This window comes from Hahella sp. CCB-MM4, from assembly GCF_002260525.1.
Taxonomy (GTDB): domain Bacteria; phylum Pseudomonadota; class Gammaproteobacteria; order Pseudomonadales; family Oleiphilaceae; genus Hahella.
The window spans coordinates 1-23,806 of the sequence record NZ_MRYI01000140.1; the positions used below are offsets into that span (position 1 = coordinate 1).

At 48.9% G+C, this 23,806-nt stretch carries 20 protein-coding genes; 11 read left to right on the forward strand and 9 right to left on the reverse strand.

Going from position 1 to position 23,806, the window contains the following annotated elements; genetic code table 11:
- Positions 1-376 precede the first annotated feature (376 nt).
- A complete protein-coding gene (locus BTA51_RS29290) occupies positions 377-577 on the forward strand; it encodes a hypothetical protein (protein ID WP_094712551.1) in 201 nt (66 codons plus the stop codon).
- 45 nt (positions 578-622) lie between these two features.
- On the forward strand, positions 623-748 hold the full coding sequence (locus BTA51_RS30830) for a hypothetical protein (protein WP_256385774.1): 126 nt from the start codon (positions 623-625) through the stop codon (positions 746-748).
- A 140-nt stretch (positions 749-888) separates the two neighbouring features.
- Here BTA51_RS30830 and BTA51_RS29295 read toward each other — a convergent pair whose 3' ends face one another.
- Together BTA51_RS29295 and BTA51_RS29300 are read right to left on the reverse strand one after the other, a co-directional pair.
- A complete protein-coding gene (locus BTA51_RS29295; RefSeq protein ID WP_094712552.1) occupies positions 889-3,108 on the reverse strand; it encodes a sensor histidine kinase KdpD in 2,220 nt (739 codons plus the stop codon).
- Positions 3,105-3,812, reverse strand: a complete 708-nt coding sequence (locus BTA51_RS29300) for a response regulator transcription factor (protein ID WP_094712553.1) — start codon at positions 3,810-3,812, stop codon at positions 3,105-3,107. The genes BTA51_RS29295 and BTA51_RS29300 overlap by 4 nt, the downstream gene beginning before the upstream one ends.
- 205 nt (positions 3,813-4,017) lie before the next feature.
- Between BTA51_RS29300 and BTA51_RS29305 the strand changes: the two genes are divergently transcribed.
- The 5 genes from BTA51_RS29305 (at position 4,018) to BTA51_RS29325 (ending at position 8,068) form a co-directional block, all read left to right on the forward strand.
- Positions 4,018-4,563, forward strand: a complete 546-nt coding sequence (locus BTA51_RS29305; protein WP_094712554.1) for a PspA/IM30 family protein — start codon at positions 4,018-4,020, stop codon at positions 4,561-4,563.
- Entirely contained in the window at positions 4,560-5,138 is a 579-nt protein-coding gene (locus BTA51_RS29310) for a hypothetical protein (protein ID WP_094712555.1), read from the forward strand. The genes BTA51_RS29305 and BTA51_RS29310 overlap by 4 nt, the downstream gene beginning before the upstream one ends.
- A 46-nt stretch (positions 5,139-5,184) precedes the next feature.
- The gene (locus BTA51_RS29315; RefSeq protein WP_094712556.1) at positions 5,185-6,411 is read left to right on the forward strand and encodes a VWA domain-containing protein; all 1,227 of its coding nucleotides are present in this window, start codon (positions 5,185-5,187) and stop codon (positions 6,409-6,411) included.
- A 193-nt stretch (positions 6,412-6,604) separates the two neighbouring features.
- Positions 6,605-7,501 (forward strand): LysR family transcriptional regulator, encoded by an 897-nt coding sequence (locus BTA51_RS29320; RefSeq protein WP_094712557.1) that lies wholly within the window; start codon positions 6,605-6,607, stop codon positions 7,499-7,501.
- Positions 7,502-7,669: 168 nt separating this feature from the next.
- Positions 7,670-8,068, forward strand: coding sequence for a RidA family protein (locus BTA51_RS29325; protein ID WP_094712558.1), 399 nt, complete (start codon positions 7,670-7,672; stop codon positions 8,066-8,068).
- A 51-nt stretch (positions 8,069-8,119) separates the two neighbouring features.
- On the opposite strand, the gene BTA51_RS29330 is transcribed toward BTA51_RS29325, so the two are convergent.
- Together BTA51_RS29330 and BTA51_RS29335 are read right to left on the reverse strand one after the other, a co-directional pair.
- Complete coding sequence (locus tag BTA51_RS29330; protein WP_141215737.1) at positions 8,120-8,410, reverse strand: hypothetical protein; 291 nt, start codon at positions 8,408-8,410, stop codon at positions 8,120-8,122.
- 41 nt (positions 8,411-8,451) lie between these two features.
- A complete protein-coding gene (locus BTA51_RS29335; protein WP_094712560.1) occupies positions 8,452-8,967 on the reverse strand; it encodes a hypothetical protein in 516 nt (171 codons plus the stop codon).
- A 317-nt stretch (positions 8,968-9,284) separates the two neighbouring features.
- On the opposite strand from BTA51_RS29335, the gene BTA51_RS29340 reads away from it, so the two are divergent.
- A complete protein-coding gene (locus tag BTA51_RS29340; protein WP_094712561.1) occupies positions 9,285-9,971 on the forward strand; it encodes a metal-dependent hydrolase in 687 nt (228 codons plus the stop codon).
- 160 nt (positions 9,972-10,131) lie between these two features.
- On the opposite strand, the gene BTA51_RS29345 is transcribed toward BTA51_RS29340, so the two are convergent.
- From BTA51_RS29345 to BTA51_RS29360, 4 genes are all read right to left on the reverse strand, one after another.
- The gene (locus BTA51_RS29345; RefSeq protein ID WP_246841239.1) at positions 10,132-11,799 is read right to left on the reverse strand and encodes a cytochrome-c peroxidase; all 1,668 of its coding nucleotides are present in this window, start codon (positions 11,797-11,799) and stop codon (positions 10,132-10,134) included.
- Between the two features lie 253 nt (positions 11,800-12,052).
- Positions 12,053-13,276: a hypothetical protein gene (locus tag BTA51_RS29350; protein WP_094712562.1), complete on the reverse strand. Its 1,224-nt coding sequence runs from the start codon at positions 13,274-13,276 to the stop codon at positions 12,053-12,055.
- 277 nt (positions 13,277-13,553) lie between these two features.
- A complete protein-coding gene (locus tag BTA51_RS29355; protein WP_094712563.1) occupies positions 13,554-14,945 on the reverse strand; it encodes a sensor domain-containing diguanylate cyclase in 1,392 nt (463 codons plus the stop codon).
- A 93-nt stretch (positions 14,946-15,038) separates the two neighbouring features.
- Positions 15,039-16,202 carry an acyl-CoA dehydrogenase family protein gene (locus tag BTA51_RS29360; RefSeq protein ID WP_094712564.1) on the reverse strand — a complete coding sequence of 388 codons (1,164 nt, stop codon included), beginning with the start codon at positions 16,200-16,202 and terminating at the stop codon, positions 15,039-15,041.
- Between the two features lie 701 nt (positions 16,203-16,903).
- Between BTA51_RS29360 and BTA51_RS29370 the strand changes: the two genes are divergently transcribed.
- Positions 16,904-18,274 carry a cytochrome ubiquinol oxidase subunit I gene (locus tag BTA51_RS29370; RefSeq protein ID WP_094712566.1) on the forward strand — a complete coding sequence of 457 codons (1,371 nt, stop codon included), beginning with the start codon at positions 16,904-16,906 and terminating at the stop codon, positions 18,272-18,274.
- Positions 18,275-18,683: 409 nt separating this feature from the next.
- On the forward strand, positions 18,684-20,138 hold the full coding sequence (locus BTA51_RS29375; RefSeq protein ID WP_094712567.1) for a hypothetical protein: 1,455 nt from the start codon (positions 18,684-18,686) through the stop codon (positions 20,136-20,138).
- A gap of 113 nt (positions 20,139-20,251) precedes the next feature.
- Here the strand turns inward: BTA51_RS29375 and BTA51_RS29380 are convergent, their stop codons facing one another.
- The gene (locus BTA51_RS29380) at positions 20,252-21,121 is read right to left on the reverse strand and encodes a hypothetical protein (RefSeq protein ID WP_094712568.1); all 870 of its coding nucleotides are present in this window, start codon (positions 21,119-21,121) and stop codon (positions 20,252-20,254) included.
- 596 nt (positions 21,122-21,717) lie between these two features.
- On the opposite strand from BTA51_RS29380, the gene BTA51_RS29385 reads away from it, so the two are divergent.
- On the forward strand, positions 21,718-23,697 hold the full coding sequence (locus tag BTA51_RS29385) for a methyl-accepting chemotaxis protein (RefSeq protein WP_094712569.1): 1,980 nt from the start codon (positions 21,718-21,720) through the stop codon (positions 23,695-23,697).
- Positions 23,698-23,806: the final 109 nt, after the last annotated feature.

The window sequence follows — 23,806 nt, forward strand, 5'->3', positions numbered from 1 at the left end:
CGGGTTTTACGCTTCTTATTCTGGTATTCGGCTTCGGAGAAGGTCATCTGTTCCATGGAAAGTATTCCTGATGAGTTAGCTTGGCCGTATTATGACTGATTTGGGGAGTTATTCAGAGTCTCCCTAGATCACTAACTCTCCAGAATATCAGAAGATATTGATTTCCATCCCTCAAGATATGCTGGCTTCATACTCCGCGACAATCCCAACCAGATTAGCAGTACCTACGAACTCTCTCTTTATTACTTACATCCCCGAATGAAACCGCCTTTTCATCCAACTCTACTTCACGAGTCGCCCGTAGTCTCGATCTCGCTTTTTGCAGTTTGATATACATTGTATATACTCTGTATATCTTCAGAGATCTGAGGTTTCTATGACAGTTGATGAAACTGGTGGTAAGGCCACAAAGCGGAGCAAGAAGAAAGCGGGTAAGAAAGATGCCCAGCTACTCATCCGCATCAACAGTGAAGAGCGCGATGAGTTTATCGCTTTGTGCGAAGAGCAGGACACGAGTGCAGCGAGGGAAATCCGGAAGTTTATCCGAAAATTTATTCAGGATAATAAGAACGACTGAAGATAAACCAGAAACTATCCGTCAATAGCATTGAGGAGATGTGACATGGCTAAGAAAGCTTCCAAAAAAGTGGTCAGTCTTAAGAAAGAAATCAAAGCCCGTAAGGCAAAAATTTCCAAGCAGGAAGACAAGCTGAAGAAGCTTAAGAAAAAGCTGAAAAAAGCCGCCTGATTGGCAGGGCTCAGCCAGGCTTTAAAAGTCAGGGCTTAAAGAGTTTCTCTTGACCCTTCTGGCATGCCCACTGATACAAGCCCCGCTCCGTGGGGCTTTTTAGGATCGACACGGCCCTCTAACAAAAAGCTTGGAAGCCCCTATCGGCAAGGCAGTTTCACCTGAAACTCTGCGCCAGGCGACTTGTTGATCACGTCTACTTCTCCTCCCATCGCACGGACCAGCTGACGCACCAATGCCAATCCAATACCGGTACCGATGGTCTCCCGGGTCAGCTCATTGCCAGACCGATAGAACAACTGGAAAATCTTTTTCATCTGGGACTTGGCGATACCGGGCCCATGGTCTCTCACACTCCAGATGACGGCTTTGTTGGACCTGGGCTCAGCACGGATTTCTATGACTTTGCTTTCCGCCTGGGAGGAAAACTTAATGGCGTTGTCCACCAGATTAATGATGACTTGTGTAAACGCATCAGGATCCACCAACAGTTCACAGTCCTCGCTACCGGGGCTGATGTCATAACTGCATCTGAAACCGGCTCGCTCTACCTGACTGTGAATTTTGGATCGCATCATATCCATCATCACTTTTACGGTGAATGGCTTTAGCTCGAGCTTCAAGTCGTTACGTTCCATCCGAGCCAACTGCAATACGTTGGCAATCAGGCGGGATAGGCGCTCGCTTTCATCGTGTATAAAGTCGTAATACTCTCGCTTTTTCTCTTCACTCACCCAACCTTCTCGTAGCATCTCGCCATACATTCGGATGGACGTAAGAGGTGTTTTCAATTCGTGGCTGACAGAAGACACAAAGTCCTGCTGTTGCCTGGTAAGCAATATCTGTTTCATGCCCAGGTGATACAGAACCCAGAACCCGATAACCAGCACGGAAAAAAGCACCAGACTGGACCATATCACGACTTTGGCCCCTGGCCCGGCGGGAAGATGATTGATACTCCAAAGTAGCTGAAACTCGCCGAAGGGCGCTGACATACGGGCCTGATGAAGCAATGTTCCATCAAGTTCCCGGGCACTTTGGCGATAGTTCGGTTCCGAAGTTCCCGGAATGACACTTAATACATTCCCTCTATAGGCCACCACCAGATTGCTCATCTGGGCTAATGCCGTTTCACGGAAAAGTCTACTCAACAGCCCTTCGATTAATCCATTCTGATCGATGATCGCCCCCTGTATTAAGCGCTGTCCATCACGCCACACCTTTCTGAAAAGGACAAATTCGCCACTTTCCAACTGTGCCAATTCAAAGGGGTCTACTTCACTCTCGAATATGCGTATTTTGTGTTGAACAAAAGATTCGCCGCCTCCCGACAATCCCGACACCCCTTCCAACATTGCAGTCTGTTCTTTTCGGGAAGCTCTTGCTGAGGCATTGCGTTTTACCTCTTTCTCCAACGCTATGGAAGCCGCTCCCTGTCTTTCTTCCGTCTTCTTTTTTTGCTCCAGAAGATCGGTTTCCTGTTGCTGCAGTTTGGTAAAGGTATCTTTCTTCAGATTAAGATCTTCCACCCGCGCCTGTGCCTTTAACTTAGGCTGGGGAGCTTTCGTGGCTTCTGAACTCAGCTGATCAAACACCTGTTGCGAATAACGCGAAGGGGCTGAGGCGGGAGCCGTCGCTTCCTCATTAAGCGCTATCGCTTTTTGATCAGGAACGGCCATTTCATCAAGAGCGGCCATTTCTTCAGGAGCTGAAATAGCATCATTGGAAGAATATTCGGCAGATACTTGAGGTTCGGCGGCATCGTAGGCAACTGCCGCCCCGGCATCACTCTCGGGCTGCTCTTGATCTTGTGCCAGATCCTCCGATGGTGACGGCTTGGTCTCTACCACGCTTTCCCGGTCACGTGGTACCAACTGATTTCGGCTCAACACTTCCAGCAGACGATCCCTCAATTCTGTCCGCCTGGAGATATCGTCCGCCGAAAGACCCAACTGATTTGATGTGTCCAAAGTCTCCGGTAACAGAGGTGTCGTAAAATTTCCTTCCGCATCCACCTGAAAGTAGCCCATCACTCCAGGAATATCTGATTCAACCGGAAAGCCGGCCAAAGGGGACCGCTGCACATAGTTTGAGGTGTTTGGGTCGCCCTCAAGAACCAGGAATTGGTAGTCGGCATAGCTGTGGGCTTCCTCTTTTGCGACAGCCTTCTGTAACTCCTCATCAATCCTGTCGGCCAGCTCTTCCGCCAAAATACGATACTGATGAAAGGCCTCCCACTTGATCTGGCTTTGGGTTTGCCAGATCAACACTCCGGAGGGAATCACCAAAGCCAGAAACACCAGGCTCACCACCAACCGAAGGCGCCAGGGAGTGAGACCGTATCGTAACCTGCCTTTCATCGAGATTCGGCCATCAGTTTATAGCCGCCGCCACGGACGGTGATCAGGTAGCATGGTTGTTTAGGATCCGGCTCTATCTTGCGGCGAAGCTTGGCAATATGAATGTCGACGGTACGGGTTTCGATATCCAGATCACGGGCATAGCCCCAAACCTTATGGAGCAATTCTTCTCGTGATACCGGCCTATCTCGGTGTTCGTAGAGATATTGCAGGATATCCATTTCCCGACGGGTGAAGGTCACTTCCCGGTCATCAAAGCTGCCGGACAAATTAAGCGTGTCCACCTGGGCGTTATCACTCAGGTATAACGAGGATTCCTCGACCTCACTGCCCCGGGTCCTGCGAAGCACCGCCTGGACCCTCAACACCAGTTGAGCAACTGAAAAGGGTTTGGCCACATAATCATCCGCCCCCAGAGAAAGCCCCTGAATGATATCCTCATCATTGGATTTGGCTGTGAGCATGATTATCGGCTGATGGCGGTCTTCTGCTCTGATCGCCTCACAGATATCAAAGCCGTTCACTCCGGGCAACATGACATCGAGGATGATGAGATCGTACTGCCCACTCTGGGACTTCGCGAGGCCTTCATTTCCGTCCACTGCAAAGTCCACGTCATAACCATGAAATACAAATACATCCACCAGGCCTGTGCGGATGGCCGCTTCGTCTTCCACTATCAATAATCGGGGCTTACGTTGCATTAGGGGCTCACATTCAGAATTTACAGATCATCATTCTACGGTTCATTCACAGTCTAGCAACAATCCTTTCCGGCACATGTAAATTCTATGTAAACATCCGGACAAAGGTTTTACAAAAGCCTGTCTACGCTGCCCTTCCTCGCCTTCTTAAACTGATTTCAATGTCAATCGACACAACATACCCGGACAAGACCAGGAGGAAGAAATGGCATTATTTAATCGTTTTATACGTCTGTTTAAAGCCGATATGCACGCCGTGCTAGATCAGTTGGAAGAGCCGGATGTATTGCTTCGACAGGCTATCAGGGAAATGGAAGACGAAGTGGACCAGGGAGTCCGTCAACTGAAAACCCACCAATTGGAGCAGAAACGGACTCAGGACCGCATCAGAACAATTCAGGAGTCTATGGAAGAAATCCAAGGGCAACTGGATCTGTGTTTTGAAGCAGGGAATGAGGTTCTGGCTAAAACACTGCTCCGTCGCAAACTCGAGAATGATCGCCTTCTAAAGTTGCTTAACCAGCAAACTTCCCGGCTGGAGGAGGACATTCAACATCAGACCTCATCATTAAACGATCACCGGCGACGACTTGAATCCATGCAGCAGAAGGCTGCGGTATTCGAGTCTGTCGATGATTTCTCTCAAAAAGAAACTCCATTGGGCGGAACTGACAGCAGATCCCATCTGATTACAGATGAAGATGTAGAGCTGGCATACCTCCAGGAACAACAAAAGCGGAGGTCCGTATGAATACCATCAGCTTTTGGCGTGGTGTCGTTGTCGCATTCATTTTGAGCTTCCTGGGTGCCATCGCCTTCAGTGTATTTTCTCCCATCATTGGTTCTGCCGTTAGTGCCCGCGTACTGCTGGTCAGTCTCAGCCTGATTTATCTGGTGGTGCTGCTCTATCAATCCAGGGCACGCAGTGGGAAGTTGTTGTCTGTGGCGACATGGCTCTTCACCACAGCTCTCCTGTTTCTATTCAATCCCACGATCCTGCTTTGGCTGAGTTCCTACGTCGGTATGCTCTGGGTGATTCGTTGCCTTTACCGTTATGGAAGTCTATGGACTGCAGGAGCAGATGCCCTGCTTAACGGATTGGCATTATTACTCGCACTGGCGACCGCCATACACACCCACAGCGTATTCCTCAGCCTTTGGTGCTTTTTCCTGGTGCAGGCGCTTTATGTGTATATCCCCGTCAAGGGCTCAATACTGCGCAGGAGCCCTACGAAAGATACAGCACCGGCAGCTAGCGAAGACAGGTTCGAACGGGCATATCGAACCGCCGATGCAGCCTTTAAACGTCTCTCTGCCCGTCCTTGAAAGCCGGCTTTCCAGATAATAAAGATATCTGTTGGAGAACATTATTATGAACACCTCTTTCAAAACCAAACTGCTAGCGTTTACCCTTTTTGCTTCTACAGCATCAGTGATCGCCCTTTATCCGCTCTATCAAACCGAAGCTTCGCCTTCACCATTGATCCCCCATCAACCACCGACGATAAAACCACCGTTGGCGCAGACCCAGGATAAACCCAAGGTTGAAGTGGTATTCGTTTTGGACACAACAGGCAGCATGAGTGGCCTTATTCAAGCGGCAAAAGAGAATATCTGGTCGATCGCGACGACCATGGCCTCAGCGAAACCCGCACCGGAAATCAAGATTGGGTTGGTAGCTTATCGAGACCGTTCTGACGCTTATGTTACACGGGTAACGGATTTGTCTTCTGATCTGGATTCCATGTACGCAACATTGATGGACTTTCAGGCCGATGGCGGCGGTGATAACCCGGAAAGTGTCAACCAGGCTCTGTACGATGCGGTGCACCGAATCTCCTGGAGCGAAGATAAAAACGCCTATAAAGTGATCTTTCTGGTTGGTGATGCGCCGGCTCATATGGATTATCAGGATGAAGTTCAATATCCGGAAACCCTTAAAATAGCGAATCAGAGAGGAATCATTGTTAACACCATTCAGGCAGGTTCCGCTCCGGATACTCACCAGGAATGGATGCGTATCGCCGGCCTTAATCAGGGCGAGTATTTCCAAGTCTCGCAGTCAGGAAATGCAGTCGCTATTGCAACACCTTTTGATGACCAGATTGCCAGTCTGTCAAAGGATCTTGATGAAACACGCATGTACTACGGCTCCACGGAGGAGCGCCAAAAAATGGCCGAGAAAAAGGCGGCAACGGAAAAACTCCATGCTGCCAGTTCAAAAGCTTCCCAAGCTAAACGAGCCATGTTTAATACCTCGGCGGCGGGAGAAGGTAACTTCCTGGGCGACAATGAACTAGTCGAGGATATTGCTACAGGAAAAGTGGAGTTTGATAGTATTGCCCCCTCCTCCTTACCAGAACCGATGCAGGCATTGGACAAGAATGAACAACTTAAACTGATCAAAGAGAAGTCCGAGGAGCGGGAAGCTCTTCGCAAACAAATTGCCGAGCTGACCCAACAACGACAGCAGTTCATTGAAGCAAAGGTAAAAGAGTCGGGAGCCGAAGAAGAGTCCCTGGATTACAAGATCTACAGTACGGTGAAAGCCCAGGCAGCAGATATAGGCCTGAGCTATGAGGGGGCTCCAGCCTATTAAATGAGATCCTTAATAAAAATTCGTTAACAGCCTGCGTGACGGCTGAATCTCCCAAGGAGGCGACTTTACTCTACTCAAAAGGTTGCCTCCTCCTCGTTTTCCATAACAATATGTCGCCAGTTTAAATTCAAAGCACTAGAATCATAGTCTTATGACTGGTAGCTCAAAGCTGCCGAAAAGGTTAAATGGCAGCATGATCGAAAAACTTGAAATACACCATCTCAGAACTCTCAATGCGCTATATAGATTTGGAAATATCTCCTCTGCAGCGGAAAGCCTGGACCTCTCCCAGCAGGCTGTCAGCCTTCAGCTAAAGAAAATTAGAGAGATTCTAAGTGACCGCCTGTTTGTTCGAACCGGCCATGGGATGACTCCCACCCCCTATGCGAGGCAAATTGAACCCCATATCCAAAAGGTTCTAACCCATTTCAACGAAATACCGCTACCGAATTCCCTTACACCAAATCAAATAGAAAGAACGCTGGTTATTTCCGCAACAGACTACACACAAAAAGTCATCGTTGGCGAGTTAATTAAGGAGCTTCTCGAAACAGCTCCTAAGGTAAAGGTGATAGTCAGCAATATAGAGAGTGCTGATCTGACAAAAAAGATGAATCAAGGAGAGATTGACCTGGCCTTCACATCACACGGATATGTTCCAGAGGGTTTGGTCACTGAGTCGCTATTTACCGAAAATTACCGTTGCGTGACAGCCAATATAGAGTTGGCACGGCTTGATGAGGACTTATCATTGGAGCGCCTTGTGGAGCATGATTTCATCGTAACGTCTCATGGGACCGGCAGTTTTAAAGGTTCAGCAGACACTTGGTTCGAGCAGCTAGGCCTCCATCGGAACGTGGTAATCTCAGTTCCATCCTTCTTTATGGCTCAGGAGTATTTAAAGCAATCAAAGCTGGTAGGCTTTCTCCCTTCCCGCCTTCTTCCTTGCGACGGACTATTTGAAATTCCCCTTAAAAAGTATCCGCCGGGCTATGAAGTCGTTGCCGCCTATCATCCCAGTACCAGGAAAGATCCATTTATGATCTGGCTACTTGATCAAGTTCATAAACAGATTTCCAAGACGCGATAGTTTTCCTTGTATGGGGTCGCAACTGGCTCTTCTATCAACTTTCACTAGTTCTTCTGTCAAAACTACCACTAGCTCTGCTTGTATCAGCTACAAGCTGCCCTTGATAGGCACACACCATCTTCGCCTCTACTCTATGTCGACATTGACGTATGACATTCAGAGGTTTCTATGAGCATCAAGAATATCAATCCTGCAGAGCTTTACGACGGGGCACCGTCCGGCATGTCCCATGCCAAAATAGACACTGGCCTTGGGCTGGTCTTTGTATCGGGCCAAGTCGACTGGAGTCCTGACTATGAGATAAAAAATACCGGTATCGAAGCACAAACTGAAGGGGCTTCAAGAAATCTCCTGAAAGTCCTTGAAGCGGCTAATTCATCCGCTGAAAACATATTGCAGCTACGAGTTTATGTGCGGGGCGAAGTTGCTGAGCATATAGAAAAACTGGTGCCGATCATTGTCAGACACTTGGGAATATCGCGCCCTGCACTCACTGGAATTGGCGTCGCGTCTTTGGCGACACCGGACACTTTGATTGAAATTGAAGCCGTGGCTAAGGTTTATTGATTCATCACGGGGTATTTGGGTGAAGTCGATACTTCACCCTTTTGCTGCTTCTCAGGTATGGCCGGTTCCATAATAGCGTTTGTAAAAGCCGGAAACTTCGTCCGCCAGTTCGGGAGAGAATTCCCTTAGCCCTTCACCAAAGGTTGTATCGTCAACGTTTTCTTTATCTCTAGCACCCTGCTCCTTTCTGACCAGAGACTCGATGCGTGTTTTGATGCCAACGGCTTCCCACATAAAGCTGTCATGCATACTGGACTTTGCATGATAGTAACTTCCCTTTTCTTCCAGGGCGGCAATCAATTTTAATCCTTGCTGAATCAATTCCTGGTCTGTGCTCATCATCTACCTCATGTGTAGCTTATTCATCTTCAAGGGGACGTCCCCTAGTTAACATCCGTCGAGAACCCTGCTGCTTCAAGGAATCCGGGGACGGAATATTTCGTTCCAGGTAATTCTTCCCATGCGGCATCTCCAGGTCGGCATTGATACATGTAGGCCCAATGAAGCAGAAGACTGCCATTCTGGTTCGCCGACATCTGCATCTCAAAGACCCATTCAGTTTCGCGTAGGGTCGTCACCCCAAAACCCGAGGTTGCCAGGGCTGACCCTGCGGGGTTTATCGGCATAAACGACATTAGAACACGGCCATCCGGTGTTATTGACCCTGTCAGGCATAACCCGTTTGGCGTGTCATTCGCGGGGGCATCTTCAGCCAGAGTGACCGAAACAGCACAGTTCCCCCAGAAGTAGCCTTTTTCGTATTCGGTAATTTGCCAGACTGTCTGATCAGACATCCAGATGGGCGGCTCACCATCCGGACTGAATTGAGGTGCGGGTAAATATAGCTCCGGAACGTACCAGAATGTGCCCGCCAACCATGACCAATCTTCCTTTTTCATATGACTCTCCTTTTTTCCTTTCTTCCTATTTCCCTTTTCTCATTTCCTTAGGTCGCTAAGAAACAGATCCCTCGGCCCTCTTTTGTCTTTCCTCAGCCTCGGCAGCTAAACATCCCACTCGGAGGTATCCGTATTCATTTCAATATAGCCCTTAAGACGGTGCAACAATAGAATTTTTCCTTTCCAGGAAAATTTAAAGCAATGATCTATTGTTCACCCACCTTCTCTGACTTCTAGTGAATACCCAATCCTCCTCTTTTGTTATAGCATGGCGCCCATTCATTTTTGCCCTGATACAAAGGAATTCATCTTTCTAAATGGCTAATTTTAATACACATCTTTTGGGCGGCGCCGCTGCATCCGGTATGCTGACTTCTACCATATTGCTTACCGGGTTATTCACTCCCGGCCAGGGCATGGCATTCTGGGTAGCAGGAACCATCGCAAGCCTGGCTCCGGATCTCGACGCCGATACTACCGCCATACTGAAGGGGCTCTTTAGTGCGCTAGGTGTGATGGCCTCGTTTGTTGTCCTGTTTACTTTTCAAAGCCTTCCGTTACTGTATTTATGGGGCGCCATGCTCGCAGCTTTTCTTGCCGTCCGTATTGGTTTGCTGGAGATATTTGCTTATCTGACAGAGCACCGAGGGTCATTCCATTCCCTTTTGGCTGCGATATCTTTTGGACTGGCATCCGCTTTCCTGTCCTGGCGCTTTGTGGGACAAGGCATCGACTTTGCCTGGGCGATAGGAATTATGGTGTTTGCAGGCTACATGGTTCATCTGATACTTGATGAATGTTATGCCGTAAACCTGGCAGATATGGAATTTAAGCGCTCCTTCGGAACAGCGTTAAAACCTGTAAGTATCCAGAACTGGTGGGCCAGCGGTATCTTCCTCGCAATTGCCGTTTATTGTGCGATTCAGTTACCCCCGCCGCATAAGTTACATCAGGAAGTGATCGTACTTGCCAAACTGGATCACATCTGGGATTCCCGCTCCTAGTTTCTGACTAACCTAGCACCTGACTATCCAAGCGTCTGACTATCCAAGCGTCTGACTATCCAAGCGTCTGACTATCCAAGCGTCTGACTAACCTGGCGCATGACTCAGAAGGACCGGTCGATATGGCCGGTCCTTTATCATGCTTGAAGCACTTATAGCATCATAACCTTCTGCCTCTCTGGTCGACACCAATCAATACTTCCCCATCAGGATTGTCCTTTCTGGTATTGGCGACCCAAGGCGCGAGGCATCTCCTGTCTTTGGCGCAGTCATCCGTCAGCCCATGCAAGAAGGCAACGAGTTCCCTAACCTGGTCCGGGGAGAGCACAGGGTTCGTCAGGCGGGAGATTCCCTGCGCCTGCTCTGCCCTTAGTTTGGCTACCGCCTGCAGGGAGTTATTCAAAGCATCCGGGTATGGCAGATTACAATTTTCAAAATTCCCAAATTGATTTATCGGACAGGGTGACTGGGTGAATACCTGATTAATGGCCGCTTCAGGAGCGATATAATGACGAACAACCTGTTCGAGTGTTTGATAGGCACCTCCATGTCCGTATGGGGCTGTCAGGGCGACGTTCAAGAGACTCGGGGTTCGGTAACGATAACGGTCATCCGGATCTCCCGTTACTCTCTCACGGCCAAAGTCGTCATTCTGGCCATCGCCCTTGCCTGGTCCGAACTGGGGAAATGCCACGGTATGATGTCGACCATCTGAAAAGGTTGGTCCGTTATGACAGGCTCCACACCCGGCTCCTCCATCCGAAGCACGGGTAAAGAAAAGAATGGCACCGCGTTTTTGTTCATCGCTCAGTGCATTCTGATCTCCCTGTAAATAGCGTTGCCAGGCCGAATTTACAAACACCATGGACCGTTCATATTCACCTATTGCCACGCTAATGGCATCAAAAGTAATCAGCTGTTCCGCGCTGGCATTAACGCCAAAGGCTTCCTGGAATTCAGGTAGCCAACGATTTCTTTCAAGTTCATCAGCGCCTATACCATATCCACCTATACGTGCTGCCAAGTGGTCCCGAATATCCTGATTGGCGGACCCTGACTCAAATTGGTCAGTTTTCATCTCGTCCACTTCCGTCACCGGAAATCGGGACTGGGCTGCGGCTAGATTGGGCCCTGCGTCGGGATCAGCAATATTGAACCCGGAATCCGGTGTTGAGATGCCCGATATGGCACCATTGGTGTTCATCTCCTTGCCCAGACTTTCCACCCTGGAATCCCAGAACAATCCCGTGTCCCACAACCCGGTATTAAATACCGTTGGCGTGTTACGTGGCACTACAGGCAAGCCAGAAACTGGCTCGCGTCCTGGTCCCAATAAGGCAGTTTGTTCTGCTTCCACTCCCACGGGAAAACTTAGGCGATCAGCGCCACCCAATGAAGGGTGATGACAGGTCACACAGGCGGCGTCAAATGCTCCCCCGAGACTCTTACTGAAAAACAACTTTTTCCCCAACTGAGGTAATGGATCATTGATATGGGGAAGTTCTCTTGGTGAAACGTCTATTGGTGTCAGTCCACGCAAAGCAATCAGATCTGACAACTCCGCTTCCAGTTCAGGATCTCCAGTTTCCGGTTCATTAAATGACATTCTGATTGGCTGTCCTTCTCTTTCATTATCGAGCCTTACGCGGTCTTCATGCTGCTGCCGCTTGATCGGTTCGTTATCAGTGACAAAAGGAGATGGATTTTCATCACCTGATGCGGCTAAGACCGGCAGGCTCATACCACCAACGCCAATCATGTAGACACCCAGTATTGCTGTCAGGGCTTTGGTTGTTTTCGGTGCGTTAGCACCTGTTACCCAACTCATAAGCATCACTCCCTAGTGAGTTCACAACGTATTTTTTGTTTGAAATGCTCCGACATCCCTATGCAGATCCAACTGGGGTGACATCCACCTTTCCCAATGATCACGCCCAAAAGACCTGACTTTTACGGAGACTCATAACACTAGGTAAGAAATGAGGAGGAATTGTGCTAGAAATGTGCAAGAAATATGGAAGACATGGAAATTGCCAACCTGAACCACTTATTGATGGCAATAAGATGAAGCATCAGCCGCATCAGGCAGATGGAGAGGAAGAAGCACTTCTGTCTTTTGCATGTTCCTCAATGAGGTCAATCAGAATCCGCTCAACATTACTTCCGCCGATACCAATACGTGCAGCCAAAGAAATGGACGCTAAAAACATGGCGGCGTGCTTGTAGTCTTTCGCGACAAAGTCCCTTAATGCTGATACTAGCGCCAGAGACACTTCACGGCTCGTGCAGGTGGGAGACCCCACGATAGAACTCACGCACTTTTCAAGTCCCTCCGAATCTTCTGCAGATGCATACAGACCCGCGATGTGTAGTGCGATAAATGGATGGGAGATCATGGTCCAGAAGCGCTCAATATGCTCCAGAGCGTCTTTCGGCAGAGCTGTGGCCTTGCCGGTTGCAAGATAATCCCTGAGGAGAAATCCACCACAATCTGCCAGGGCGAGTACAGGTCCACAGGTGGTTACATCAGGGGAACAGAATTCGGTATATCTCTTTATCGCATTGTCTCGTTCGCCAGTCTGCCATTCCGATAGCGCCAGATGCCACTGAACATGACTATACATCTGTCCATCACGAGCACTGCCTTCATATTCGGAAAGCCAACGCTGGATAACCCGGGTCGACTCCTCAGCCTCTCCCTCGTCATGAAGCAAATGTGCCAGGGCATGAATGCTATAGAGAGATTCGGGGCGCAATTCCAAGGCCCGTTCGATCAAGGTCCGCCCACGCTGACGGTCTCCGGCTTCGCTGGCAGCAAATCCCAGGCGAGCCAGGAAAGCCCAGTCGTTTTCCCGCCCCTGACCAACCGATTCCAGCAGATTGAGTACCGCTGTCAGCTTGTTTGGTCCGCCATAAAAGATCAAGTAGCTTGAAAGCTGCGAAACAATCAACAAATCGCCAGGGTTCGTTTTCAGGTAGGCCCGCGCCCGATCTATGGTGTTACCCGCATCGGTCATAAAACCAAAGAGGATATCGATATGCTCGCGCTCCCACTCACTTGCATGTACCGCTGATTCTGTTGCAAGTGACAGGAAACGGTTCGCATCGGGGCCACCAATGTCTTTCTCCACAAAATAACGGGCAGCGGCTGCGAGCGCGAAATGACCGTCCAATTTGAGTGCTCTATCAAGAGCTTGGGCCGCTCCGGATTGAGACCCTAGAATCAGGTCAATGGCCTGGTTATAAAGTTCTACAGCCTCGTTCGAACAACTGCTGAGGTAATTCCCAGTCCTCGGTTCTATCATAAGAGCACCGACGGTTGCTTGAGTGAATGGTCAGGGGTTTCAGGTAGAAAGCATGGCTGCCTGAACCCCCTATCAAATCAGTATGGAGCTGCTTCTTCCCATTAAGATAGCGCTTCATAAATTGTCCTATTAAGATAGCGCTTCTTGATAAAATAGCATAATGACAGAAACAGGGTCGCGGCAGATTAGGCCGATATTAATGAACTACCGCCGATATTAAGCGAACTGTCGTCGATATTAAGCGAACTGTCGTCGATATTGAGCGAACTAGCGAGGCTTATTCACTACATACCCTGTTTCTCCCCATCTTCTTCGCCTGATACAACAAGCGATCTGCCATGCTGACGAAGTCTTTATACCTTTCCTCATTGGGGACGACACAGGTTAGACCCGCGCTGATAGTGATATGCCGTTCCGCTTTGGAGGCTTCATGCAGTAGATTTAATTCCCGGACCTCCAGGCAACACCTGGCGGCGATTTCTTTGGCCTCATCCAGCTCAATGTCCGGAAGCAATATTGCAAACTCTTCTCCGCCATATCGAGCAACCAAGTCGGACGACCGGGAAACACAACCCATTAATGCCTGGGCAACCAGCTTCAGGCATTTGTCGCCTTTTTGGTGCCCGTATAGATCGTTGTATGCCTTAAAGTAGTCGATATCGATCAGGATTAATGACAGCGGTAGCCGGTTGCGGCGCATCCTGCGCCACTCCTTTTCGAGAGTGACGTCAAACATGCGTCGGTTAGCCACTCCGGTAAGACCGTCCTCGTAGGACATCCTTTCCAGGTTTCTCCGCATGTCATCAAGAACCTTCTGCGCAATCTTCTGCTCGGTAATGTCGCGGATGGTCGCTGAAAGTCCAATCGCTTCATTTTCGTTTCCACGTATCACGGAGAGCATCAGGTTCACATAAACCGTCTGTTCCTCAGGCCGTGAAAATTCCACTTCCTTTTCCATATGCTCGCTATCACCCTTGAGCAATAGATTGACAAGTCCCTTGAGCTCCTGTGACCAATTGCCTCCTGCAATCTTAAATATCGATCGCCCCACTGCCGTATCGACAGATAGGCCAAACAGTGACTGCGCCGCATTATTCCACTTGACGATGGTGCCCTCGCAGGTCGTCGCAATAATGGCGTCATGTGCATATTCAAACAGGTTAGAAAGGAATCTTAGCGACACCGAGTAGCGCTGCAACTCTGAGACTTTGGGCTTTTCGGAAACCAGTATTTTGTTCTGCAGGCCGACAATCGTGGTTTTGAACTTCTTTCTTTTTATCGCCGCTCCCAGAGACCTGGACAACATTGAGGAGAAATAGTCGGAAGTCACTTTCAATATTTCCCAGTGATTTCCCACACCGGAAACCGGCGACTGAAGTTCCTGTTTCAGCAGGAGATTGTCCGTCGTTTCAAGAAAGACAAAATGCATTTCCGGTATCACGCTTCTAATCTTTCTGGCTGTCTGAATGGGGTTTCCCAGGTCAGTCCCTATCAGGGTAAGACAGGGAGTGCTGCCATTCAGATCGGGTTGCCGCAGGCACCTCAGCATTTCATCTATATCGTCAAATTCCAGTAATGCCGCCCCCTGCTCTCTGACAACCTCCTCAAATCTCCCCAGGTAGTTGTTTTTGGATTCCGTGCTGTCTATGTACAATGCAGTTTCGGCCATATTTGCGGATTATTCTCAAGCTGTAGCTGGGTTGAATTGTCGTAGGGTTAATTAGTTCTTGGATTAACTTGTCTTTGGTAAATAGACGTTTGCTCAAATAATGGGTAGATCCAGCATAAGCCTTCCAGTCCAGGTCTTTAACAAGTCAGTTGTTGGAGACATCACATGACTGGCTCGTGCATCTCTCAATAGACGTGACAATTCACTATCGTCGCGATAAGCCATACCCCCACAACAGGTCATTGCTTCATTGGTAATCCTGACTGCCAGATCCGCGGCATCCGCCTTGGCCATCAGAATATTCACCGTCGCCTGCGGATCCCCTATATCTCCCTTGTAGGCGGCTTTGTAAAGCAAGCCCCTGGTTCTCTCGACTGCAATACTCATCTCGGCAATGCGATACTGCATTGTGGGGATATCGGCCAACAATTCTCCGGAATGTTCATATCGACGTCCCTTGAGATGCTGTATGGCTATGTCCAATGCCCGCTTGGCGACGCCCACATAGGTGCCCGCCATTGCAATGAGGAAATACGGCGCAACGACTTCAAACGTATACCAGATCTGATCCCCTTCCTTACCTAAAAGGTTCTCCGCCGGCACATGAACGTCTTTAAGGTTCATTGCTCTCGAAGCATTTCCGCGCATGCCCAGTCCCTGCCAGGGACTCATCCATTCGATTCCTTGCGTACCACTGTCCACCAGCAGACAGTTGAACTCACCCTCTGCGGCACTCTGGTCACTTGCCATGGTAGAGATCACATAAGAATCGGCATGTTCGCCGTTAGTCACGAACTGCTTACATCCATTAACGATAAATTCATCGTTTTCAAGAAGCAGTTTTGTCTGGGGTAAATAGAAATGAGCACCGGTACCACGCTCAGACAGGGCTAGCGTTGTAATGTGTTTGTTTTCTGCGATTGGCTTTAAGTACTTTTCTTCATGGTAGGCGGTCGCCTTAGCTGAGATGACTGCCGTTCCGACACAATGCATCGCGAAGCATAAGGACGATGAGGCACAGCTCTCGGCAATGGTTTCGCCGATCACGGCCAGCGCCAGTAACCCTTGTTCATGACCACCCAGTCGTTTGGGGACATGCAGACCCAGTAGCCCTGCCTCAGCAAGGGCTTGCATCGAATGGCTCGGCCATTCGGCATTGGAATCCACCGCATCTGCTCTTGGGGCGATGTCCCTAATACTGACGTCCCGGGCAATATTGCTGAGATTCACTATTGATGCTGAAAGAAGTTCTTCCATCTATTTGGAGAAATACCTGAGAGATAATCAACTAAACCTTTTCTAAGACTAGTCGAAGGAGCCGCCCCTAGCAACGCGCACGCTCAAGTCCCTGACGTATAACCTATCACCTGTTTTTCAGCATTGCTGAAATAAGATTAGATAGCTTCTTAACGCTTGATAAGCCATTTCTGCCAATACTTCACATGAATTCGTTTCATTGTTTTAAGCAGATAAAGAAATGTATCTACCAGAGACCAACAAACTGGAGTGAATTACTTCCTCAGTTCCTATAAAGACCTTGCCGTGTTTCCTATCCCGATGACGAATCCAGCCTAACCGGCGAAGTTTTGCTAAAACGAGCCATTTCATAAAGTTGCGCCCAGACATAGCCTTTTTCATAGATATAGTCGCTCCTTACACACCCAAAACAAATCATTACATTGGAATTTTTTAGGAGGCGATATACTCCAGTTAAAGCGATGACCTCTCAATTATGGGAAGTCATCCGACTGGGAATAAGCGAAAAGGAACTCAATTCAATGAAGAATATTTATTTTCGCAAAAGGATGCATGCAAAGGATTCATTACCGGTCAGGATATCGGTATATCTCAACGCCAATCATCACAGCTATTACATCTTATCGATCTCATGTATCAGTGCAGTGGTCTATACATGGAGATTTGCCCTTGAATCACTACTCTACTAACCACTGCACACTATGGACTACATACTACTCACTCGCATTCAGTTTGCTTTAACCGCCTGTTTTCATATTGTTTTTCCGGCGTTGTTGATCGGTTTGTCAGCCTGGTTACTTTATTTAAATATCCGATGTATCAGGCCGGGAACGTATAAAAACATCCCCAACAGTGTCCATTTCGGACGAATCTATGATTACTGGGTACGGTGGTTTTTCCTTGTTTTCTGTATGGCTGTATTCTCCGGTGTATTACTGTCGTTGCAATTGGATACCTCAGCCGGGGGCCTGTATAGGGAAGCAGGAAATGTACTGGGAGGAATAAGAAAGGCTGAGCTGTTTGTAGGACTGATTTTTGAGGGTGGATTCATTGGCCCGATGGTGTTTGGCCGCCAGAAACTCAGCCCTCGTGCACACTTTATTTCCACATCGATTGTAACGCTCGGGATCTACCTGGGGGTATGTCTGATATTGATCCGAAACTCCTGGATGCAGACCCCCAGCGGATACATTTTTCAGAACAATGTCATGATGCTGGATAACCTCTATGAGGTTATCTTTAACCCGTCTTTCCTATTTCGCCTTCTGCACATGGTTCTCGCCGGCTGGATCAGTACTGCCTGTTTTATCGCAGGAGTCAGCGCCTTTCGACTGAAAAAACTGAATGAAGCTGAGGCCTCTGGCAATATCCGGCTATGCGTTAAGGTGATCCTTGTTACATCGGTGCTTCAGTTGGTATCCGGAGATCTTCACGGACTGAATATCAAAAAATATCAACCCGCCAAACTTGCTGCCATTGAAGCCGTATGGCATACCGGGAAACAAGTTCCCTTTACCTTGTTCGCAATTCCGGATGCGACGACTGAACGTAATAACTTCGCGATCGAAGTTCCTTATCTGGCCAGTGTGTTGCTAACACATTCTCCCGAGGGCCAGATTCAGGGCCTAAGCGACTTCCCTGTCCAGCACAGACCTCCCGTTCTGCCAGTGTTCTATGCTTTCAGAGTGATGCTTGCGCTTGGTTTCCTGATTCTGTCGTTGGGTATATGGGGATGCTATTCCCTCTGGAAATCATCTCATTTTTCCTCCCGGTTCCTCACCTGCGCGGTGTACCTGACTCCAGCCGGATTGATCGCTACTATTTCAGGATGGTGTGTGGCTGAAGTAGGGAGACAACCCTGGACGATTTACGGTCTGCTCAAAACCAGTCACGCAGTAAAGAATTATGGAAGCAATGAAACGCTCATATCCCTGGCGGCTTTCTGCCTGATCTCCGTTTTCCTTGGCAGTGTTTTCATCTACTTTTCCCGCAGGCTGTTAACTTCTAGTTCAATCAGTCTTCAAAATATGACAGAGAGTTGTCTTATTTGTGCAAAGGCCTCTCAGGCGTAGAGTTAGTTAATCGTGCACTTCGAAATCTGTCAGCAATTACCACGATACTCGGAAGTTATATAGACCGCCGCTCCGAAGTCAGTTTTTTGATCAAGCCTTAACCTGCATCACCCCAGGTTACCTAACTTATTGACTTTTATACTTCTTCCTGATTTGAACGACTTCTGATCAAAATTTCAAACACCCAAGACGCGGACTAGTCCTTTAAGACGAGAGACAATTACTTAGTATTCGCCTAAAAATTATTTTGCTAGCTTGCCGGTTCTAAGGATCAAACCCACGTCCTGGAGGAGGACTCAAATCACTTCCTGACTTCGACCGTCTCAAAGAATAAACGCCTTTATCTGGAGCCGAACCTCTCAGTAAAGGACGTTATCGCGCATTCAGCATCAAATAAGGAGAATTAGAAATGCCTAGCGATTTAATTTCGTACGACGAATGGATGAAGCGGACCGCTGTGACGGGGAAACCCCGTAGCCGCTTACTCAAACAGCTGGACAGTCATATAAGATCGTATGAACAATCCCCCGGGGGAGGTGCAGCAAGGTGGAAGCTCAAGCAAAAGCTTGAAGAGTGGAAAAAAAGTAAAGGCGCTAACACTGAGTGGCGCAGCAGTATCCGTAACCGGCATGGTGCGGTTGAAGAACTCTCTAAGAGACTGGCCGGTCAGGGACCGGAACTCCAGGATCTCAAAAAACAATATCGTCAGGATCTGGATCATGCCCGATTGGGTGCAGTTTATCTTTGGTCCCACACCCACATTCACGACACAGTATTCAGTGCTTTCACCTCCGGAGCGATCAATATCGCCTCTGCCGGTATGCGTATGCATTCTGAAATCCTGACCAAATCCGGCCATACCGCTGCCGCTCAGAACCTGACATCAAAGCGTATCAACATGGGATACGTTATGTTACCGGGCGAAAAAGTGATTCAGGCAGTGGAAGGATCCGGCTATCTGGCCGAATCCGGAAGCAGCCAGAATGTATTCTTTAAGGCAATGCATTGGATTGGTGACTACATCAGCAAGCTTATTGATGCACTGAAAGCCAAGTTCAGTGACAAAGTAGCGCTATCTGCAACGGCCATCAAAACAGCCGTTAAAGCTATCGTGTGGAAATTTGCGGCATCCGCCGGTCCCTACCTTTCAGGCAGCCTGGATGTGTTCAAGGGGCTGGTCAACGGTACCGATGCGGCAGTGACAGCTGTCACCACCTGGTGGCGTGGGCGTGGCGTGAATATTCTGGAAGGACATCCTCAGGTTATCTGCGACTCTCTGCGTACTCAAATGTGCAAAGGTATCGGTGCCGGTCTTTATGAGGTTTTAAAGGGGGCCTTTTCCGCATCAACCTTCATCATTGGAGGTATCAGCGGTGCCGCCATGAACCTGGTGTTCACTCTCCTTGAAACTGTCACGCTCTTTATCCTGCGCTTGCGCGAAGTGGCCCACATACGGCACTTCTGTAAGGAGGCCAGAGCTCATTGGGCTGTCTATGTCGGTTCCGGCAAAACCCGCGGAGTGCATCAGAACCCCATCCGCTTCAAGGACTGGTTTGAAAGCTATGCGGACAAGTCTCCACTGATCCCTGCCCTCACCCTGAACACGGGAATCTGCGGAGACAAAATGCATTTCCTTGATATGTTCCGAAGCAACGGATACGTCATCTCCCAATACGAATTCGACCGCGGCGTGAAATATGTAGACACATTAAAAACCTTCTCCGCCGAATATATTGGCAAGCAGAGCTACCTGTTTCACTCCAGCGACAAGATGGTGAACGGCTTACTTGATGCAGCCAAGAAGTTCGATAACGGCGAGCACGGAAAATTCCGCGAAGTGTTCTTGAAAGTGACAAACGCCTGAGGCTTTCTATTCCAAAGGCAGTTTCTTTTAACTCCAAAGCCAGTCTCCGGACTGGCTTTGTCCCCCCCTTTCCCCTTTCACAAGCCGAATGCTATCCGAATGGTAGCCGAATGCTACCCGCGCTTCTCACGGGAGTTTGGGTCATATCCCGGATCAACTCCCCTATCTTTGCTGTCCCGATCTCTTCCTCTGACGACTGTCTCCATTGTCTCTACCAGACGCTGCAGAATGCGATACACCACCGTTACTGAGAATCCACTCAACATTGCAAGAGCAGGTTTCCCGAACTCCGCCATACTTCCTTGATTGAAGATCGTGCTTGGCAGGAGTTCCACAATGATAATACCGGCTATCATGCCCAGAATAATCCGAGTCCAATAATCGGAATCAAAGCGCGGATCATAGGTGGCTTTTGCTATATAACTATTAGCCTGAAATAGAGCAAAGAATGAGGCTCCCAGGCCCGCGCAAGAAAGAATAAAAACCTGATTGAGCACCAGAACTCTTCCCTCTGACGCAAGCAGACCCGCATTGAGTTCTGTCAGATTGACAGAGCCGCTCATGGATACCCCCAACAGAGTTAATAAAAAGAAAATAGCAATAACGGTCAGCCGCCGGATCAACGGAACCGGTCCGAGTATGTAGGTCCAGCTACGCTCGTTATCCTCTGATTCAAGCATCAGTATTGCTTTGGGTGTTGAAGGAGATACTACTTTGGACAACGCCAGATGGATATTGACGAGCTCTTCTACCTGAGTTTCAGAGACCGCTTTCTTTTGATCAGTGGCCAGAGCCAAACGGGCGACCAATGCGCATTCCACACTCAGTCCGTTGGCAAGAATATACTTTGCCATCGCCTGACACTCCTGGATGAGCTGGTCAATCAATGGATGATCTTGGGATGGATGATCTTGGGGGGGAACCCCCAGGCTGCTTTCAATATCGGAACTGATGACTGGGAATTCTTTCTGAAGGCTGGACATAATAAGTATTCCTTTATAGTCAGGATATTCCCTGAGCCTATGAAAACCGGCCAAACTCAATGGATTGCCGCTTTCCCATAGTCTTCAGAAATCCTCGAATTCTCACCAAGGATTGGATTGTCGAAGATCCATTTGGTTTTGGCAGGAAAATCCCGTTGTGTCACTGATATCCCTGCCCATTTTCCAACTCGTCCACTATTTACAAGATCTGTACTTCATTCTCTTAAAGTATTTCACGCTACGTGCGAGATTCCAGGAGGTCTTGATAGTTATTTGTTTTTCCGGGAAATGTAAGTTTTCAATCTGCAACTTTTCTATGAAGAAGCGTTATCGGTGATTGAAACGTAACGTTATCGACTGCGCCTTGCAATTTGTGCGGATTTCCACCCAATTCGGTTTGCCAGGGAGGCGGTATTCCACACATAAGAATGATGACTTGCAACATCCTCAACCTGTAATGGTCTGAATTTATGAAGAAATAGGACGACTTACGACTTTGGTCTAACTCTTGCTGATGAAATAGAAAGAGGTTGTGGGATGTCGCCAGATGTCATCCCGCAGAATGATTAACAAAAATAAGATTCCGGGAGCGTTAGATGTCCAGCATAGAAAGAAAACTGGGAATTGCAGGTAAAGTATTGTCTGCCCCCATTGCTGTTCTGCTGCTATTTGCTTTGGTGATCGTTCTCGCCGTCAAGCAATTGGATCATCTGGATGCCAATATCAAAAAGGTCGCCACCGACCTGGCACCAGACACAGCCATAGCCACTCAGACACTGGTCAATATTTATCGAATGAGGCTATTGGTCAACGACTATCTCAGAACCGGTAATGAAGAACTGGTGCCAGAATATGAAAACCTGCAAAAGCGCTTCATGGAGAATATTGGTAAAGCGCGTGAGACTTTCACCGAACCAGAACAGGCCAAGCTGGTGAACGACATCGAAAACGCCGCTCGTAACTATCACCAGATATTCATGCTGGAAGTGGTCCCTGCCAACCGCAACGTCCGCACCATCAAGGAACAGGATCTCGATGTCCTCGGCCCACGCGCCACCCAGGTACTGGGAGTGTCCTTTGATATTGCTCTGGATGCAGACGAAAAACGCCTCGCCCAGGCTGTTAAACAGCTGCAGAATCAAACCATGGAGATGAGAATCAATCTTCAGCGCTACTTCACCAACCGCGATGAAACTTCCAAAAATACCTTGTTGGAACTTCTCCAGAAACTGCAAAGAAATGGAAAAATCGTTAATCTCCGTGCTTCGTCATCCAATACCCGGGACGACATTGCCAAGGCCGTAAACGACCTGACTCTGTTTGGAGAAAAGGTCGAAAACCTGATCGCCAGCCAGAGTGTGGTTGCAGAGGCGAAAGCCAATACACTGGATGTTCTGGGTCCTAGAATTGCGTCTCTCGCACAAGATCTTGAGTCCAGTGTTTTCAAAGCCATGGAGGACATTGCCATTCAGGCGGATGAAGCATCAGCTGCCTCCATGAAGATGATCATTGGGGCGTTTGTCATCTCGTTAGTCATCGGGTTATCGATTTCCATCCTGATGGCCCGGTTCGTCAGCCGCCCCGTAGCGCGGTCCCGGTCGGAGATGCTCAAATACCTGAAAGACATTGCCAATAACGAGGGTGTCCTCTCTACCCGACTCAGCAAAGGCCGCCCTGACGAAGTGGGCGATTTTATCGATGCCGTCAACGAATTTCTGGAAACCCTTGAGAATGTCATCACACGTGTAGTGGAGTCATCCACGGAGCTGGCTGAGCAATCTTCCAGGCTGGGTGAAGTGACTTTCCGTACCGAGCAGAACTCAAACGCCCAGCGGGAAAAAACCGAGCAGGTATCCGTTGCCATGCAGGAAATGGTGTCCACGTGTCAAGAGATGGCGGAAAGCACTCACCGTACAGCATCCGAGGCGTCCGAAGCTTCCAGCATTGCTGAACAGGGGCAGAAAACAGTCTCCCGCACCATTGAAGTGGTGGCAGAACTCGTATCCCAGATTGATTCCGCGTCCGATACTGTTACTCAGTTGAAAGCCCGGTCTGATGATATCGGACGGGTGCTGGATGTCATACGAAGTGTTGCTGAGCAAACCAACCTCCTGGCGCTGAATGCTGCCATCGAGGCAGCCCGGGCAGGTGAAGCCGGACGCGGATTCGCTGTCGTCGCAGATGAAGTCCGCGGACTGGCACAGCGGGTACAGGTGTCCACCGGAGAAATTGAAAATATCGTCTACTCGCTGAGAAAGGGGTCGGATGATGCTGTTAACGCCATGAGTGAATCCCAGAAGCGGGCTGATATCAGCCGCCAGGAAGCGGCCTCGGCCGGTGCGGCATTAACCAATGTGATAAGCGCTGTCTTTAACATTTCCGGTATGGCGACCCATATTGCCAGTGCCACGGAGGAACAGCGGGCTACCGCAGAGGAAACAACCCGGAATGTCACCCAGACCAGCGATGCAATAGAGCTCCTGGCAGATGACATCAACCTTGTTAACCAGTCGAGCCAACAGCTTGCGACCATGAGCAAGCATCTCTCTGAGGTGGTAAGTAAGTTTCATTTATAGAAAAGAGCCCTATCCAGATATAGAAAAAGGCGCTGTCCCTATATAAAAAAGGCCCTTTCCCGATTCGGGAAGGGCCTTATGAACTGAGACAGGTTGGCGTCTCTTCTGC